Raw genomic sequence first — 16,117 nt, forward strand, 5'->3', positions numbered from 1 at the left:
CTTCGCTACCTACCAGCGTGGCGATGTTTCCATAAAATTTCTTGCAACGTTCACGGCTTCCCATGAAAAGTAAATTCAAACAATTTTTTGAAAATGGAACCTCGCCCAAAGTTCTGGTGATCGGGGATCTGATTCTGGATGAATACATCTGGGGCGCCATCAACCGCATCTCCCCGGAGGCTCCGGTTCCGGTTCTGGAAACCCGGGCGGAAAACATGTCGCTTGGCGGCGCTGCAAACGTCGCGAACAACCTGGTCGCGCTGGGTTGCGACGTGACGCTCATCGGCGCCATCGGGCATGATGAAAAAGGCGACCGCTTACTGCAGGCGATTCAAGATCGCGGCATCAACACCGACGGGATTTTCCGCTTTGTGCATCGCCCCACCACTTCCAAGATTCGCATCATCGCGCACAATCAGCAAATTTTGCGCGTCGACAAGGAAGACAACCGCCCGATCACCGAAGAGACGGAAAACAAAATCCTGAAATTCATTCAAACCGCCATCCCCAACGTGGACGGCATCATCTGCTCGGATTATCGCAAAGGCATTCTGACGGAAAAAGTGTTGCGCGCGCTCATTCATCGCGCCCAGCAAAGCAAAAAACAGGTGATCGTCGACCCGAAAAGCGCGGACTTTTCACTTTACAAAGGCGCCACCGTACTGACTCCAAACCTCAAGGAAGTGGAGCAGGCCACGCCGATCAAGATCAACAATCAACTCGATCTGGATCGCGCCGCAGAATACCTGATGGGCTTGACCAAATCGGAAGCCCTGCTGATCACGCGCGGTAAAGACGGCATGACGCTTTACAAAAACAAGGAAAAACCCCTGCAAATTGCAACCAAGGCGCGGGAAGTCGCGGATGTGACCGGCGCCGGGGACACTGTCGTCAGCGTGTTTGGAATGATGGCCTTCGCCGGATTTGAATTTTCAGAGTCGGCCTGGTTGTCCAACATGGCCGCAGGCGCCGTGGTCGAAAAGGTTGGCACCGCCGTGGTCACGCTCGACGAAATCAGAGCCTTCATTCAGGAAGAAATGTTACGCACCTCGCACACGACGCTGAATCTTGAAGAGTTGCAGAAAATCGTCAGCCTGGGCAAAAGCGCCGGCAAGACCATCGTCTTCACCAACGGTTGCTTCGACCTCATCCACGGCGGACACATTGAACTTCTGCAACGCTCCAAGGCGCTTGGAGATATTTTGATCATCGGCCTGAACAGCGACTCGTCGATCCGCGCCTTGAAGGGCGAGGGTCGACCGATCAAGAATCAGGCGGAACGCGCCGATATTTTATCCGCGATCAAGTACGTGGATTTCATCACCATCTTCGACGAAAGCACGCCGGAAAATCTGATTCGAATGATACGCCCCGACGTGTTGGTGAAAGGCGATGATTATAAAATCAGCGAAGTCGTCGGCCGGGAAATCGTGGAAGGTTATGGCGCTCGGGTCGAATTGATTCCGATCGTCAAAGGCCATTCGACGACCAATTCCATCGAAAAAATCCTGCAGAACCACCGCGAAAACTAAGCGCTCGAATTTCCGGGCGTCTCAGTCCCCCAAGCGTCGGCCCGGCAATAAATACGACTGCACATAGTCGATCACTCCATCCTCCAGCGACATCAGGCGCGCGGAATAACCCGCATTACGAATCTTCTCCATCGGCGCCTGCGTGTGGTACTGGTACTGGTTGCGAATCGATTCCGGCATCTCGATGTATTCAATCGCCACCGGCATATCGAGCGCGGAAAACACCGAGCGCGCCATATCGTTCCAGTTTCGAGCGACGCCGGAACCCACGTTGAACAAACCGCCCGCGTCCTTGTTATCCAGAAAAAACAGAGTCATGTCCACCGCGTCCGCGACATAGATGAAATCGCGCTCCTGCCCGCCATCCGCATATTCTTCACGGTAGGATTTGAACAACTTGAATTTCCCCGTTTCTTTCACCTGATAATATCCCTTGCGCACCATGCTCTGCATGTCGCCCTTGTGAAATTCGTTCGGGCCGTAGACGTTGAAATATTTCAGGCCGACCAGACGATTGAGAACGCCTTCGCGACGCGCCCACACATCGAACTGATGCTTGCTGTGACCGTACAGGTTCAAGGGTTGCAGGGCGTCCAGACCTTGCTCGTCATCGGCGTAGCCCTGCGATCCGTCGCCATAGGTCGCGGCGCTGGAAGCGTAGATAAAACGCACGCCCTTCTCCAAAGCGTATTCCGCCAGATAACGCGTGTACTCAAAATTATTCTCTCTCAAAAACGCTTCGTTGGTTTCCGTCGTGGAAGAACAAGCGCCCATGTGAATGATCGCCTCAGGCTTCGGCAGAGAACGCTTTCTGACATTCTCCAGAAACGCTTCTGGACTCTGCATTTCGCGATACTTTAAAGCCGCGACGTTTTTTTCCTTTTCCGGATGATCCAACCGATCGACCAGTAATATATCGTCCGTTCCCCTCACGTTCAGGGAATGAACGATCGCCGATCCAATAAACCCGGCGGAGCCGGTCACTATAATCACGTTGCAATGCCTCCCTCATTCAAAATATCTTTATCGTCCCTCAGTTCGCGCTCCACCATTTTGTTCCAATCCACTCCAGGCAATATCGGCGAGTAAGGGGGATTCGCATGTTCCTCCGCCAGCTTTTGCAAAGTCTCGACTCTGGCCCCGGTTTGCGGATGCGTCGAAAAATAGTCGAACACTCCAGACGAGGTCGCGTCGTCATCGCTCACTGGAGCTTCGCCCAGCGCATGCTCTCCCAGTTTTTTATACATGCGGACCATCCCTTGCGGCGGAACGCCCGCGCGCAGGATCATTGCCATTCCCAAGCGATCCGCCTCGTCCTCCATTTCCCGGCTGAAGGAAAGGCGTTCCAGATTTTGCGCGATATCGAGCGCCGTCTGCATGGCGCCGTTGACGTCTCCAATCAAAAAATAAAACGTAAGAAAGGACGTGAGACTGCGAATGATACCCCGGGTGGCGTGGCGTTGCAAGACGTGCTGAATTTCATGCGCCATCACGCCCGCGATTTCATCCGCGGACGCCGCCGATTGCAGTAGACCGCGATAAAAAACGATATGCCCGCCGGGCAGTGCAAAAGCATTCACCTGCGGATCATCGAGAATATAAATGCGCATGGGATAAGGATAATCGGGAACCGATGCCGTCAGGCGAACGGCGACCGCTTCCAGAGCGCCTTGCGTTTGCGGCGCGTTCATCACGCGCTCCGACACGCTGAACGAATTGAGCGCCGCTTCCCCCAGTCGCGTTTCCCATTCGACCGGAACGGAACTTGCGAAGCGCTCCGACGCCGCCGGAATGAATTGCGTCCACAGCAAATACAGGGTGATCGGGAGCAAGAGCAGACCCGCAAGGATCGTGATCTTTTTAAACGACTTGCTACCATGAAAAGGTCGCGTCAATTCAGCTGGGGCCGCCTGCTCTATTTGTCGAAACAGACGAGGCTCGTCGATGATCAGAGTCTCCGGCGCAGGTCGTCCCTCTTTCACGCGCTCCAGACGCAAGGTTCCCTCTGCATCCGCCGGTCCCAGCGCCGAACGCAACTCGACATAGGGCCAGTCGATCGCGCGCCCATCAGAAAACGTCAGCAGTAATTTCGTGGTGAAAACGGACACCTTGACGCGTTGTTTGCGCGCGCTCAGTCCGTCAAAATAAGAGGAGGAAAAATCAGCGCTCTGGGAATCGTTCATAGCGGTCTACAACCGGGAGAGACTGCAAGTCAACCGATGTCCATCGAGACGTCCATCGCATCCACCGCCGCGTCTCCCAAAGCGCCGGTCTCTGTCATGCGTTGCACCACATGATCCAGATCGCCTGCGCCGTGAACTTGAAGCCGATCGGCCATGAACTTCATTTTTCTCGCCGTCACCCATGGAAAGGCAAGGCCCAGAGAGAAAATCAATAAGAGAGCATTGCCAAGGTTCAGAATCATCAAGTCCTTGCCGGTCACCGCATAGGAAAATGAAGCCTGACCAAAACTCGTGCGCTCCCAGAAATAACGGCTGAGTCGGGCGTTGAGCCAGAACATGCTGAAACCCAGGGTGGGCAGGATCAAAAGTCCATTGATCAAATAAGCCTTGGTCAATTCCTTTCCCACTCCATCGTAGGCGAAAGTTTGATCGCCAAAGGAGCTATTGGAACGCCAGAAATTTTCTCGACGATTGACAAAATAGGGCCAGTAAAATCCCAGCGTGATCACGCTCAAAAAATAGCCTTTAAAATAAAGTTCAACCCCCTGGCCTCGGGTTCCCTGAAAAGAAAAGCGAATGCCCCGCCACGATGTGCGCGACAAGCGGTATTTTCGGGCCCCCACCATGAACGCCGGAATGGCTAACAGAACTAAAAAAGAAATCAGGTTGTTGAGGAAGAGATACAGCTCTTCCTCCAGTCCCCATAGCACATCGCTGAAAGATGCAACCGCAATCAGCAGAAGCAAGGGGGAAAAATAAATCAAGGCGCCGCGCAGGAGTTCTCCGCCCGTTCCGTGATAACGCAAGGCATCCTGCCGAAACGATAAATGATCCCAGAGATAGCGGCGCACCTGGGTTTTGCCCCAGAACTGGTAGATTCCCAGCGTCAAAATACCAAAAACAAAATTCCGCAGGAACAGGGAAAACAGCCCGCCGCCGGTTCCCGTAAAGGCGATGCCCTCTGGTAAGTCTGACTGCCTTGCAGGAGCCGACTCGCGAAGCGCTGGAATTTCTTCGACTTCAGGTTCGCTATGAAAAACGCTTGCTTCTTCGCGCTCAGGAGGAGCGACCGAAAGAGATTCGGGAAGCATCGGTTCGAGATCAATTTTGAATCCCAAACCCTCCAGATAGCTCAAAGCCTGATCGGCCTGCTGATCCGGGATCGGGTAGGTGAAACGCCAGGGCCGGCCATCCAGGAGTTGTTCAAAAACGGAATCGCTCTGCGCTCGGCTGAGACGAAAGACCTTCTCAATAGCGCCCAGAGCGACCGTTTTGTTCCCGCCCGACCAGGCATTGAGAGTGATTTGATAGCTCATGGAACTTGAATCCAGAGTAATGAGCGACCTGCCAATAATGTTGTCATGCAGACGCGGCAGGATCTAAAAAAAATCGTAGGCCTTTTGTTGCTCCGTCCAGCCCAGGAACCCGTCATTCTCAGGAATTCCCGTGAAGTCATCCGTATCGCCGACCCAGGTTTCCGGCCGGTCCCAGTTGTCGCCATAATGATAGAGAAACATTTTCTTGCGGATATGCGCGGGCAAAGTCATCAATTCCTGATAGGAAGCGTGGACGCCGCCGAAGAACAACTGGCAGTCATGAAACATGAGTTCAGCCATATCAGAAAACCGGATCGGGTAGTCGGCGTCGAACATGGTGTCGCCGGAAATCCAGACGCGCTTGTTGATCATGATGCCCGAACACCATTGCGACTCGTCAACGCTGATTGCGGTGTCGGGAAAATGTCGGGTCCTCATGATGTCGATTTCGATCGGGCCATGATTGTAGGACCAGAATTTTCGCCCCTCAATCTGAATGCTTTTCGGTCGAAGAATGTCAAAAAAATCGGCCAACTGCAGGGGTCGTCCCTGATTCGCTTCGCAAAATTCAGTGCCGCCAGACAGACTCTTACTCCAGAGACTGTCCTGATAATCGCGCAAAATAATCATTTGCGGCTTCGTGCTGTTCGGCGTGTAGCGGTTCATCAACGCGACTTCTTCAAGACCGCCGATATGGTCGGCATGGCTGTGAGTCGGCAGGTAGCAACGCACCTTCAGAACAGAGAGGCCGATGTCCGTCAATGCCAGAGGGCCTTGGGTCCCACAATCGACCAGCACATGGTGGTCGCCCTGAATGATGAGAATATTTGACTGCCGACGGCGCTTCGCAAACGCCGACCCCGTTCCAATGAACACCACGCGAAGGCGTCCATCCGTGGTCAACGGCAAAGGCGCATCGTTTTCACAAATAGTATTAATTTCGTACATTCAGTCGCCCCTTTGAACTATATGGCAAATAAAGAGCATGGCAATATTGGTTTGTAGATAAAAAACCAAAAAACAATCTTAAAACACTAACATAGAAACCATAGGTGCGTCTACACTATTTCCTTTGTTTTCAATAACTCACACAGATTTACCTTGAACAAAATATAATCTTTCAAAGCTTCTCATAACGCTGAAGGGAATTACAATCACCCGCTTGCGCCCAGCCGCGCCTCCCTAAAGGACGTAAAAAGTGATATAGTCAAATCTACTCAAGAATACATTGGCCGGAAGTTGAGAGACCAACCTCAAATCATTTTCCGGCGCCGCCTGCATCAAACCAACAAGAATTCTAAGAACTGGAACCGCGCTATGTCCGTGATTAATTTAGAAGCCATGAACAAAGAGGAACTCCTGAAAATGGGTCGCCTCCTTAAAATCAGCATGAATCCTGAAGATGAGAAACAGAAGCTCGTCTCTCTGCTGAAAAAATCCATCGCGCAGAAACCAGCGCGCCCCAGGCCCAAAGAAGCGGACAAACCTTTCAAAAATAAACGCGCACGAAAACGCAAACCCAGAGGCGACAGCGCTCGCGCGCATCAGGGTTCTAAAGGCAATGTTTCACCCGACTCCGCTGCGCGGCCCGCACAAACAAAACCGGCAAACCCCGCAAGCAGACATCGGAAAACTTCGGGCGCAAAAGTTCAAAAATCAAACCATTCGCCTCTCGTAAAGGACTCGCCAGTCGAATCAAAAACCCCGGAACTGCCCGACGGCTATGGAGACCATAAAATCACCGCGCTTCCAATTTCCGATACCCGAATTTTCTGCTTCTGGGAACTGCAGGAAGCCTCCGTCCAACAAGCTCAAAAGGAAATGAATCTGGACTGGGAGCAATTGCAATGGACGCTCCGCGCTCAAGCCCATGAAGGCGAAGAGAAGCGATTCAACATATTTCCGGAAGCGCGCAAATGGTATCTCGACCTGGAACCTGCCGGGCGGACCTGGAAAATTGATATTGGCCTTGCAGGACCTCAGGGACAATTCAAAACCATCTCAAGCGCGCAAGCCGTCCCCCTGATTCCCACGACCCCGTCCTCCTCGCGCGATATGGAATGGGAGAAGAGCGACCGCGCTTTCTGGGAACTGTTTCAGGCGTCCACCGGCTCCAAACTCACCGAGCAGGAAATTCGCTCCGGAAAAAACCCGCAACCGGGTTCGAGTTATATGGACAATCCTTCATCCAGTTCAAGTCCTGCCGATCGCTCGAAAGCCCCGACCCATTCATGACACGCGGATACCTCGCCATTGTATTGCATGCGCATTTGCCTTTCGTCCGGCGCCCGGAGCACGAAGAATTCCTCGAAGAAGACTGGTTTTTTGAGGCCCTGACCGAAACCTACATTCCCTTGATTCAGTTCATGGAAGGCTGGGTGAGAGACGGCGTGCCGCACGCCATCACGCTCTCCATCTCCCCTCCTCTCCTCGCCATGCTGGACGACCCCTTGTTGCAGGGACGTTACCGGCGTTACCTCGACCGAGCCATCGAACTGTCCTGCAAGGAGCTGGATCGCACGCGCGACCAGACTGAATTTTTTCGCGTCGCTTCCATGTACCATTCCCGCCTGGAACATGCGCGCGAACTGTTCGCCGACACACGGAGCTATCGTCTGATCGACGCCTTCAGACAATTGAAAGACGCCGGAGGCGTCGAACTCATCACCTGCGCCGGAGCGCATGGGTTTCTACCCTTCATGACGTCCACTCCCTCTTCCATTCGAGCGCAGGTGCAATCGGCGACTCGTTTGTTTGAAGACCTGTTCGGGAGTCCCCCGCCCGGAATGTGGCTACCCGAATGCGCCTATGTGCCCGGCATCGAAAACTTCCTCAAAGAAGCGGGAATTCGCTACTTCATTCTGGAATCGCACGGCGTGTTGAACGCCGTTCCGCGTCCGGCCCACGGCGCTTTTGCCCCCATCTATTGCCCGAATGGAGTCGCCGCTTTTCCGCGCGACGCCGAATCCTCCCGCCAGGTATGGAGTTCCAAGGAAGGCTATCCTGGAGATTATTTTTATCGGGAATTTTACCGCGACATCGGCTTCGATCTTGATTACGACTACATCAAACCCTACCTGTCCGCGACGGGAGACCGCAAAATGACGGGCTTCAAATATCACCGCATCACCGGTCCAGGAGATCACAAGGAAGCCTACCAGCCTGAGATCGCGCGCCAAAGGGCGGCTGACCACGCTGGAAATTTCATGTTCAACCGCGAACGACAGGTCGAATATCTGGCGGAGCAAATGGGGCGTCCTCCCATCATCACAGCCCCCTACGATGCCGAGTTGTTCGGTCACTGGTGGTTTGAGGGGCCGCAATGGCTGGACTTTCTGGTTCGCAAAACCGCGTACGACCAGCAATCCTATCAACTCATTTCACCGGCGAAATATCTGGACGCCTTTCCGAAACAACAGAGCGCGCAGGCCGCCGCCTCGTCCTGGGGCGCGGACGGCAATTTCGCCTACTGGATCAACGAGACAAACGACTGGATTTACCCACATCTGCACAAGGCCGCCGAGCGAATGACGCAACTCGCCCGAAGTTATCCACAGGCCGAAGGACTGCAAGGCCGCGCACTGAATCAAGCCGCGCGGGAACTCATTCTGGCGCAATCCAGCGACTGGCCCTTCATCATGACGGCGAAGACCTCGGTGCAGTTCGCCGAGGCTCAAATTAAAATTCATCTGAATCGATTCACCCGCCTCTATCATCAGATTATAGATAACGCTCTGGAAGACGCCTGGATCAAAGAGCTGGAAAGCGTCGACACTCTTTTCCCCCATATTGACTACCGCTTGTATCAATAACTACCCGGATTCCCATACCCGGAATCGGCGGATCGCCGGATTGGCTGTGGAATTTGAGGCGAAATCATATATAATTCATACTTTTAATCTCAGACCGAATTTTCCTTTTTAACATTTATGAAATACATCATCATCGTTGGCAACGGGTTGACCGACCAACCCGTCGCAGAACGGGACAATCGCACCCCCTTACAACTGGCAGACATTCCCAACCTGGACGGCCTCGCCCGCAACGGCTCCTGCGGCAGTCTCCGCGCCGTTCCGGAAGACATGACCGCCGGCAACGACGTTTCCTACACGTCCCTGCTGGGTTTCGCGCCGGAGCAATACCAGACCGGCTCCGCCCACTATATCGCGCGCGCCCTGGGCATTGACACGGGCAAGGGAGAAACCCCCTTGTGCTGTGACTTCATCATCCTGCAATCCAGCCACAACGATATGGTGATGAAAGATTTCACCGCAGGCGAACTGGACAGCGCGCAATCCAAAGAACTGCTCGAAGCGCTGGGGAAAAATATTTACGATATCGACGCCAGCTTCCACCCCGGGCGCGGCTTCCGCAACCTGATGGTGTTGAAAAACGCCACTATCACCGCGCCGCTGGAATCTCCCTATGAATTGATCGGCGAAGGGATTCGTAAATTTTTACCGGCGGAGAAAGAAACCAAAGACCTTGCCTTCATCATGAATCAGGCCCAGATCATTTTGCACAATCATCCTTTCAACCAAAGCCGACGCCAGAAAAAGCTGGACATGGTCAACAGCGTGTGGCTCTGGGGAACCGGCGTCGCGCAGGATTTACCCAATTTTGAAAAATCGTTCGGGCGCAAGGCGCTGGTGATATCCCCCGACCTGCTCCTTCAAGGGATGGCCCGGTCTGCGGGCATGGACGTGGACCCGCTCGATGAGGAGCGCATTCAAACCGAGACCGGCTACAAAGAACTCGCAGACGCCGCTCTCGATGCGCTGGACCGTTACGACGTCGTTTACGTCCACGCGACCGGAGCCGAACTGCCTTCTTTACGAGGGATGATCGACGAAAAGATACTCGCGATTGAAGATTTCGATTCCGAACTGGTCGGCCCGCTCGCGCAAGCCGCCGAACAACGCGGCGACGCGCGCCTGCTGGTCGCAATCAACCACAGCGCGTCGGTGGTGAACATGCGTTATGGAAAAGAACCGACTCCCTTCGTCGTCTACCCTGCGGTGGACGGGCTGGAATCGGCTCAGGATTTCGATGAGAGTATCGCGACTAAAAAATCCGGAGCGTATGAAAACGGCCCGGATTTCATCACTGCGATGCTGGGAGGTCCGGCATGAACGAAATCATCGTACAAAAATACGGCGGCACCTCCGTCGGAACGCTGGAGCGCATCAAAGCGGTTGCGGAAAAAATCAATCGCGTGCACAAGCAGGGGGTCGACCTGGTCGTCGTGGTTTCCGCCATGGCGGGAGAAACCGATAAGCTCCTGTCGATGGCTGGAACCCTCACCGACAAACCGGAGCGTCGCGAAATCGACCTGCTCCTGTCTTCGGGCGAACGCATTTCCAGCGCCCTGCTTTCGATGGCCCTGCACGCTCTGGGCTGTCCCGCGATCGCCCTGACCGGACGCCAGATCGGCATGCAAACCGACGCCGCGCACACCAAGGCGCGCATCACGGGTATCGACGTCACGCTGGCGAAGAAGTACATGAAGGAGGGCAAAGTATTGGTGGTCGCGGGATTTCAAGGCATCAGCGACTGCGGCAACGTAACGACGCTGGGCCGCGGCGGCTCCGACACGTCCGCCGTCGCCCTCGCAGTGGCGTTGAAAGCGAAGCAATGCGAAATCCTAACCGACGTGGACGGCGTCTACACAACGGACCCCAACGTGGTTCCCAACGCGCGCAAACTGGACGTTGTTTCGTTCGATGAAATGCTCGAAATGGCAAGCCTTGGCGCCAAGGTCCTGCAAATCCGATGCGTCGAATTTGCGAAAAAATACAACATGCCCATGGTCGTTAAATCGTCTTTCAACGATAACGCAACGGGCACGCTCATTTGCAAGGAGAATTCAGACATGGAGCAACCAATCGTCTCCGGCGTCATGCGCGACGACAAGCAGGCCAAAATCACCATCAAGGGAGTCAAGGACAAGCCGGGCATCGCGGCGGAAATCTTCAATGCTCTGGGCGATGCGGCTCTGTCCGTCGACATGATTATTCAGAACATCAGCCGCGAAGGCTTCACCGACATCTCCTTCACGGTCGCTTCCAGCGATTGCGAAGAAGCCATAGAAATCGTCGACAAGATCAAAGATTCCGTTGGCTTTGAAAACATCGACGCGAATCGAAGGATTTCCAAAGTATCCATCGTCGGCGCCGGCATGAGAAGTCATTCCGGCGTTGCCGCCAAGATGTTCGACACTCTGTCCAGAGAGAAAATAAATATTTTGATGATCAGCACTTCGGAGATCAAGGTCTCTTGTATCATCGAACAAAAACACAGCAAGCTGGCGGTCCAGAAATTACACGAAGCGTTTGAAATGGACGTCAACCCTCAAAGCGCGGCGACCGCTAAAAAAGCGCAAAAGAAATCGAGCAAAAAAGCAAAATGACTTCAATCGAAATCTACGACACCACATTACGAGACGGTTCTCAATCCGAAGACATTTCCTTCACGGTTGAAGACAAGATTCGTATCGCTCATCGACTCGACGAGTTGGGAGTCCACTTTATCGAGGGGGGCTGGCCCGGCTCCAACCCGCGCGACATCGATTTTTTTAAAAAGATCAAGCGCGCCCGATTTTCCAACTCGAAAATCACGGCCTTCGGCGCCACCCGTCATCCCGACAAGACCGTCGAGACCGACGCCAATCTCAAGCAACTGCTCGAGTCTGAAACCGAAGTGATCACCATTTTTGGAAAGACCTGGGACCTCCATGTCGAAGCGGCCCTGTCCACGACGCTGGATCAAAACCTCAAAATGATTTTTGAGAGTCTTCAGTTTCTCAAGAAAAATTGCCCCTGCGTGCTGTTCGACGCCGAGCATTTCTTCGACGGCTACAAACGCAACCGCGACTACGCCTTGAAAGCGATCAAGGAAGCGGAAGCGGCTGGCGCGGACCGCATCGTCCTCTGCGACACCAACGGCGGTTCTCTGCCAACGGAAGTCGCGGCGATTGTCACAGAGGTTAAAAAACAGATTCAAACGCCTCTGGGCGTGCACACCCACAACGACTCGGAACTGGCGGTGGCCAACGCTCTTGCGGGAGTCAGAGCGGGGGCGACGCATGTACAGGGAACCATCAACGGCTTTGGCGAACGATGCGGCAACGCCAATCTGATTTCCATCATCGCCAACCTGAAACTGAAAATGGGTTACGACTGCGTCGACGACGAACAAGTCAAACAATTGAAAAACGTTTCCGCCTTCGTCGATGAGCTGGCGAATAAATCCCACTGGAATCGACAGCCCTTCGTCGGCAAAAGCGCCTTCGCGCATAAAGGCGGCATCCATGTCAGCGCGGTGCAGAAAAACCGCGAAACCTATGAGCATATCGTGCCGGAGGCCGTTGGCAATACGCAACGCATCCTCATCTCCGATCTGTCCGGCAAGAGCAATGTGATCTTCAAGGCAAAAGAATTCGGCATCGATATCAACGACAACGATCCAAAGATCAAAGAAACCCTGGAAATCCTCAAGGCTTCGGAGCAGTTGGGCTATCAATATGAAGGCGCCGAAGCGTCTTTTGAACTGCTCATGCGCAACGCCATCGGCGAAAAGAAAATCTTTTTCGACTTCATCGGCTTCCGGGTGATCGTCGAAAAACGCCAGGAAGACGAGGCGCCCATCACCGAAGCGACGGTTAAAATCCGCGTCAACGGGGTGATGGAAGTCACCGCCGCCGAAGGCATCGGCCCGGTGAATGCCCTGGACAAAGCCATCAAAAAAGCGCTCGGGCGTTTTTACCCGGAACTCGAGGAAGTCAATCTCTTCGATTACAAGGTCCGCATTCTCGATGAAAACAAGGGCACCCAGGCTCGCATCCGCGTTCTCGTGGAATCGGGAGACCACCAGCGCAAATGGGGGACGGTGGGCGTGTCTGAAAACATCATCGAAGCCAGCTGGCAGGCCCTGATCGACAGCGTTGAATACAAATTGAACGGATTCCGGCAAGGTTCCGAAGAGTGAGCTCTTCCAGCCTCTTTTTCAGGCGACCTTCTCGAATTTCCATTCAACAAAATCAATGATTTTTTATAATATGCACAAACAAGCGGCAAACTTTCAGCTTGCCGTTTGTTCGTCATAGCCCCCCTTCCAGTTTCCGCTCACCCCACTGAAATACTCAAACACCTTGTTTTTAAAGATATACAGGATTCCGAATAAAATGATTTTTTAATTATTGCTTTTAAATTCATTTTTACTTAAGCTGTGTATATATAAACTTATTATACGGATTGTTTCGCCATTTCGAACACTCAAGGGAGCGCAACCCATGGATGAGATGGACGCCATCATCAGCGAATTTCTGGTCGAAAGTTATGAAAACCTGGACCAGCTCGATCTGGACCTCGTGGAATTGGAAAAAAACCCCACCGAGACCAGCATTCTTGCCAGTATTTTCAGGACCATACACACCATCAAAGGCACCTGCGGATTTCTGGGCTTTTCAAAACTGGAATCGATCGCACATGTCGGCGAAAATTTATTGAGCAAGCTCCGCGACGGCGCGATCGCCCTCAATCCGGCGATCACCAGCGCCTTGCTGTCCATGGTCGACGCAATCCGCCAGATTCTGGGTTGTCTGGAAAATGATCGTAATGAAGGCTCCGTCGATTATTCAAAGCTGGTTGAAACCCTGACGCGCCTGCTCAATGAAGAAGACGTGCAGGACGCTCCTGCAGAAGCCGCTTCAGAAGAAACGGCTGTCGCTGAAGCCCCCAGCGAAGAAACTCCTGCAGTGGCGGAAGAAGCTGTCGCTTCGGTAGAAGCGGTTGAAAGCGCCCCGGAAGCGACGCCTGAAGAGGAAAAGCGCGATACAGACCGTCGCACAGGGGACAAGGGCAAAGAGGAAGAATTCCTCACCGCCCACGGCGAACGTCGGGAAGAAACCGATCGCAGACAGCAGGAAGCTCCGCAACGCTCCGGCGGCGGCGTCAGCGACAGTAGCATTAGAGTTGACGTGAGCCTGCTCGACACCCTGATGAATCTTGTCGGCGAACTGGTGCTTGCGCGCAACCAGATTTTGCAATACGCTCCGGCGGCCCGCGATTCCAATTTTCTGACCACCACGCAACATTTGAATCTTGTCACCACCGAATTGCAGGAAGGGGTTATGAAGACCCGCATGCAACCGATCGGCAATATCTGGAGCAAATACCCTCGCGTGGTGCGCGATCTTTCCATCGCCTGCGGCAAACAAGTGCGGCTTGAAATGGAAGGCAAGGAAACTGAACTGGATAAAACTCTCATCGAAGCGATCAAGGACCCGCTCACTCATATCGTGCGCAACTCCGTCGACCATGGCATCGAAACGCCGGAAGTACGCGCCGAGCGCGGCAAGCCCGAAGAAGGCGTCCTTTTGTTGAAAGCCTTCCATGAAGGCGGTCAGGTCAACATCGAGATCATTGACGACGGCGGCGGAATCAACCCGGACAAGATCAAGGAAAAAGCCATCAGCAAAGGCTTGATCACCACCGAGCAAGCGTCGCGAATGAGCGATCGCGAAGTGACCAACTTGATTTTCTCGGCAGGATTTTCAACCGCCGAAAAAGTCACCAACGTCTCCGGGCGCGGCGTGGGCATGGACGTCGTCAAAACCAATATCGAGAAAATTGGCGGCACGGTGGATATCCAAAGCCGATACACCAAGGGAACCACATTAAAAGTTAAAATTCCCTTAACGCTGGCGATCATTCCCGCTTTGATCGTAACCACAGGCGGCGGTCGTTATGCGATCCCACAGGTCAATCTATTGGAGTTGCTCCGGCTGGATGGCAAACAAGCTCAGGGCATCGAAATGATTCAGGGCACACCCGTCTATCGTTTGAGAGGACGTCTCCTGCCGCTGGTTTACCTGAACAAGGAGTTGAAGGTGGAATCAGCCCTGGATACGGATGCGATCAATATCGTCGTTCTGCAAGCCGACGAACGTCATTTCGGCCTGGTGGTTGACGGCATCAACGACACCGAAGAAATTGTCGTTAAACCGCTCGGCATGCAACTCAAGAACATACCCGCTTACTCCGGAACCACCATCATGGGAGACGGCAACGTGGCTCTGATCCTGGACGTGATGGGCCTGGCCCAAGCGGCCAAAGTCATCACCCAGAGTCAGGCTAAAATGCGCTCCACTCAGGATTCCGCATCCACATCCGACGGCAACCGACAGACCCTGCTCATTATCGGCGTCGGTGAACAGGGACGCATGGCGATTCCGCTTTCCGTCGTCGCCCGGCTCGAAGAATTCCGACGCGACAAGATTGAAAGCTCCGGCGATCAAGAGGTCATCCAATATCGCGGAGAAATCATGCCTTTGATTTTTGTTTCCACCATGTTGGGACGAACGCCTTCCGTTTCTTCCGGGCGCGATGAACTGCACGCAGTGGTCTACACCCTCAATGGCAAGAGCGTCGGCCTGGTCGTCGATCAGATTCGCGACATTGTGGATGAAAGTATTAAAATCAAAAAAAATACGGCGCGACACGGTATTTTGGGTACGGTCGTCGTTCAAAATCAGGTAACGGATTTACTCGATGTCGAAGGCATCATCAAAGAATCCGATCCCACCTTTTTTAATGACGAACCGGTCGCCGGTCTTCTTGAGGGGAGTTGATCATGTCGGATGAAAAACAGTTTTGCACTTTTTTTCTGGACAATCATTTCTTTGGCGTCGAGGTGGAGAAAGTCCAGGAAGTGTTCCGCTATCAGGAAATGACGCCGGTTCCGCTGGCTTCGCCAACCATCAGAGGCCTGATCAATTTACGAGGTCAGATCATCACCGCCGTCGACCTGCGACGACGCCTGAATATGCCGGACCGACCGGAAGGACAACTGCCAATGAACGTCGTGATACGCACCAGCGAGGGCGCTGTGAGCCTGCTGGTGGATGAAATCGGGGACGTGCTGGAAATGAACCTTGAATCCTATGAACCCCCGCCGGATACGATTTCCGGCATCACCCGGGATCTGGTTCGAGGCGTCTACAAACTCGACACAAGCCTGCTTCTCATCCTGGACACGATCAAAACCATTCAGGTCGATTCCTGATTTTCGCGATCCTGGAGACCTG

General features: G+C 53.6%; 12 protein-coding genes. 8 read left to right on the forward strand and 4 right to left on the reverse strand.

Features of this window, described 5'->3' with window-relative positions; all coding sequences use genetic code 11:
* Positions 1 to 62 precede the first annotated feature (62 nt).
* Positions 63 to 1,532, forward strand: a complete 1,470-nt coding sequence (gene rfaE1, locus G3M78_00245; GenBank protein ID QPJ63919.1) for a D-glycero-beta-D-manno-heptose-7-phosphate kinase — start codon at positions 63 to 65, stop codon at positions 1,530 to 1,532.
* Between the two features lie 21 nt (positions 1,533 to 1,553).
* On the opposite strand, the gene rfaD is transcribed toward rfaE1, so the two are convergent.
* From rfaD to G3M78_00265, 4 genes are all read right to left on the reverse strand, one after another.
* Positions 1,554 to 2,525 carry an ADP-glyceromanno-heptose 6-epimerase gene (rfaD, locus tag G3M78_00250; protein ID QPJ63920.1) on the reverse strand — a complete coding sequence of 324 codons (972 nt, stop codon included), beginning with the start codon at positions 2,523 to 2,525 and terminating at the stop codon, positions 1,554 to 1,556.
* On the reverse strand, positions 2,522 to 3,715 hold the full coding sequence (locus G3M78_00255) for a M48 family metallopeptidase (protein QPJ63921.1): 1,194 nt from the start codon (positions 3,713 to 3,715) through the stop codon (positions 2,522 to 2,524). Before G3M78_00255 ends, rfaD begins: the two co-directional genes overlap by 4 nt.
* A gap of 29 nt (positions 3,716 to 3,744) precedes the next feature.
* The gene (locus G3M78_00260; protein ID QPJ63922.1) at positions 3,745 to 5,031 is read right to left on the reverse strand and encodes a DUF898 domain-containing protein; all 1,287 of its coding nucleotides are present in this window, start codon (positions 5,029 to 5,031) and stop codon (positions 3,745 to 3,747) included.
* Between the two features lie 63 nt (positions 5,032 to 5,094).
* Positions 5,095 to 5,979, reverse strand: a complete 885-nt coding sequence (locus G3M78_00265; GenBank protein ID QPJ63923.1) for an MBL fold metallo-hydrolase — start codon at positions 5,977 to 5,979, stop codon at positions 5,095 to 5,097.
* Positions 5,980 to 6,348: 369 nt separating this feature from the next.
* Here G3M78_00265 and G3M78_00270 point away from each other — a divergent pair, with 369 nt between their 5' ends.
* From G3M78_00270 to G3M78_00300, 7 genes are all read left to right on the forward strand, one after another.
* Positions 6,349 to 7,266 carry a DUF4912 domain-containing protein gene (locus G3M78_00270; protein ID QPJ63924.1) on the forward strand — a complete coding sequence of 306 codons (918 nt, stop codon included), beginning with the start codon at positions 6,349 to 6,351 and terminating at the stop codon, positions 7,264 to 7,266.
* Positions 7,263 to 8,843, forward strand: a complete 1,581-nt coding sequence (locus G3M78_00275) for a DUF1957 domain-containing protein (GenBank protein ID QPJ63925.1) — start codon at positions 7,263 to 7,265, stop codon at positions 8,841 to 8,843. Before G3M78_00270 ends, G3M78_00275 begins: the two co-directional genes overlap by 4 nt.
* A gap of 117 nt (positions 8,844 to 8,960) precedes the next feature.
* Positions 8,961 to 10,163, forward strand: coding sequence for a phosphoglycerate mutase (locus G3M78_00280; protein QPJ63926.1), 1,203 nt, complete (start codon positions 8,961 to 8,963; stop codon positions 10,161 to 10,163).
* Positions 10,160 to 11,440, forward strand: coding sequence for an aspartate kinase (locus G3M78_00285; protein ID QPJ63927.1), 1,281 nt, complete (start codon positions 10,160 to 10,162; stop codon positions 11,438 to 11,440). The genes G3M78_00280 and G3M78_00285 overlap by 4 nt, the downstream gene beginning before the upstream one ends.
* Positions 11,437 to 13,017, forward strand: a complete 1,581-nt coding sequence (locus tag G3M78_00290; GenBank protein ID QPJ63928.1) for a citramalate synthase — start codon at positions 11,437 to 11,439, stop codon at positions 13,015 to 13,017. Before G3M78_00285 ends, G3M78_00290 begins: the two co-directional genes overlap by 4 nt.
* Positions 13,018 to 13,321: 304 nt before the next feature.
* The gene (locus tag G3M78_00295) at positions 13,322 to 15,661 is read left to right on the forward strand and encodes a histidine kinase (GenBank protein QPJ63929.1); all 2,340 of its coding nucleotides are present in this window, start codon (positions 13,322 to 13,324) and stop codon (positions 15,659 to 15,661) included.
* 2 nt (positions 15,662 to 15,663) lie between these two features.
* On the forward strand, positions 15,664 to 16,095 hold the full coding sequence (locus tag G3M78_00300) for a chemotaxis protein CheW (protein ID QPJ63930.1): 432 nt from the start codon (positions 15,664 to 15,666) through the stop codon (positions 16,093 to 16,095).
* Positions 16,096 to 16,117: the final 22 nt, after the last annotated feature.

The sequence above is a fragment of the Candidatus Nitrohelix vancouverensis genome, assembly GCA_015698305.1.
GTDB classification, from domain to species: domain Bacteria; phylum Nitrospinota; class Nitrospinia; order Nitrospinales; family VA-1; genus Nitrohelix; species Nitrohelix vancouverensis.

Coding starts and splice junctions, on each gene's coding strand:
- rfaE1 (QPJ63919.1), top strand. CDS start 63: ATGAAAAGTAAATTCAAACAATTTTTTGAAAATGGAACCTCGCCCAAA.
- G3M78_00255 (QPJ63921.1), bottom strand. CDS start 3,715: ATGAACGATTCCCAGAGCGCTGATTTTTCCTCCTCTTATTTTGACGGA.
- G3M78_00260 (QPJ63922.1), bottom strand. CDS start 5,031: ATGAGCTATCAAATCACTCTCAATGCCTGGTCGGGCGGGAACAAAACG.
- G3M78_00265 (QPJ63923.1), bottom strand. CDS start 5,979: ATGTACGAAATTAATACTATTTGTGAAAACGATGCGCCTTTGCCGTTG.
- G3M78_00270 (QPJ63924.1), top strand. CDS start 6,349: ATGTCCGTGATTAATTTAGAAGCCATGAACAAAGAGGAACTCCTGAAA.
- G3M78_00275 (QPJ63925.1), top strand. CDS start 7,263: ATGACACGCGGATACCTCGCCATTGTATTGCATGCGCATTTGCCTTTC.
- G3M78_00280 (QPJ63926.1), top strand. CDS start 8,961: ATGAAATACATCATCATCGTTGGCAACGGGTTGACCGACCAACCCGTC.
- G3M78_00285 (QPJ63927.1), top strand. CDS start 10,160: ATGAACGAAATCATCGTACAAAAATACGGCGGCACCTCCGTCGGAACG.
- G3M78_00290 (QPJ63928.1), top strand. CDS start 11,437: ATGACTTCAATCGAAATCTACGACACCACATTACGAGACGGTTCTCAA.
- G3M78_00295 (QPJ63929.1), top strand. CDS start 13,322: ATGGATGAGATGGACGCCATCATCAGCGAATTTCTGGTCGAAAGTTAT.
- G3M78_00300 (QPJ63930.1), top strand. CDS start 15,664: ATGTCGGATGAAAAACAGTTTTGCACTTTTTTTCTGGACAATCATTTC.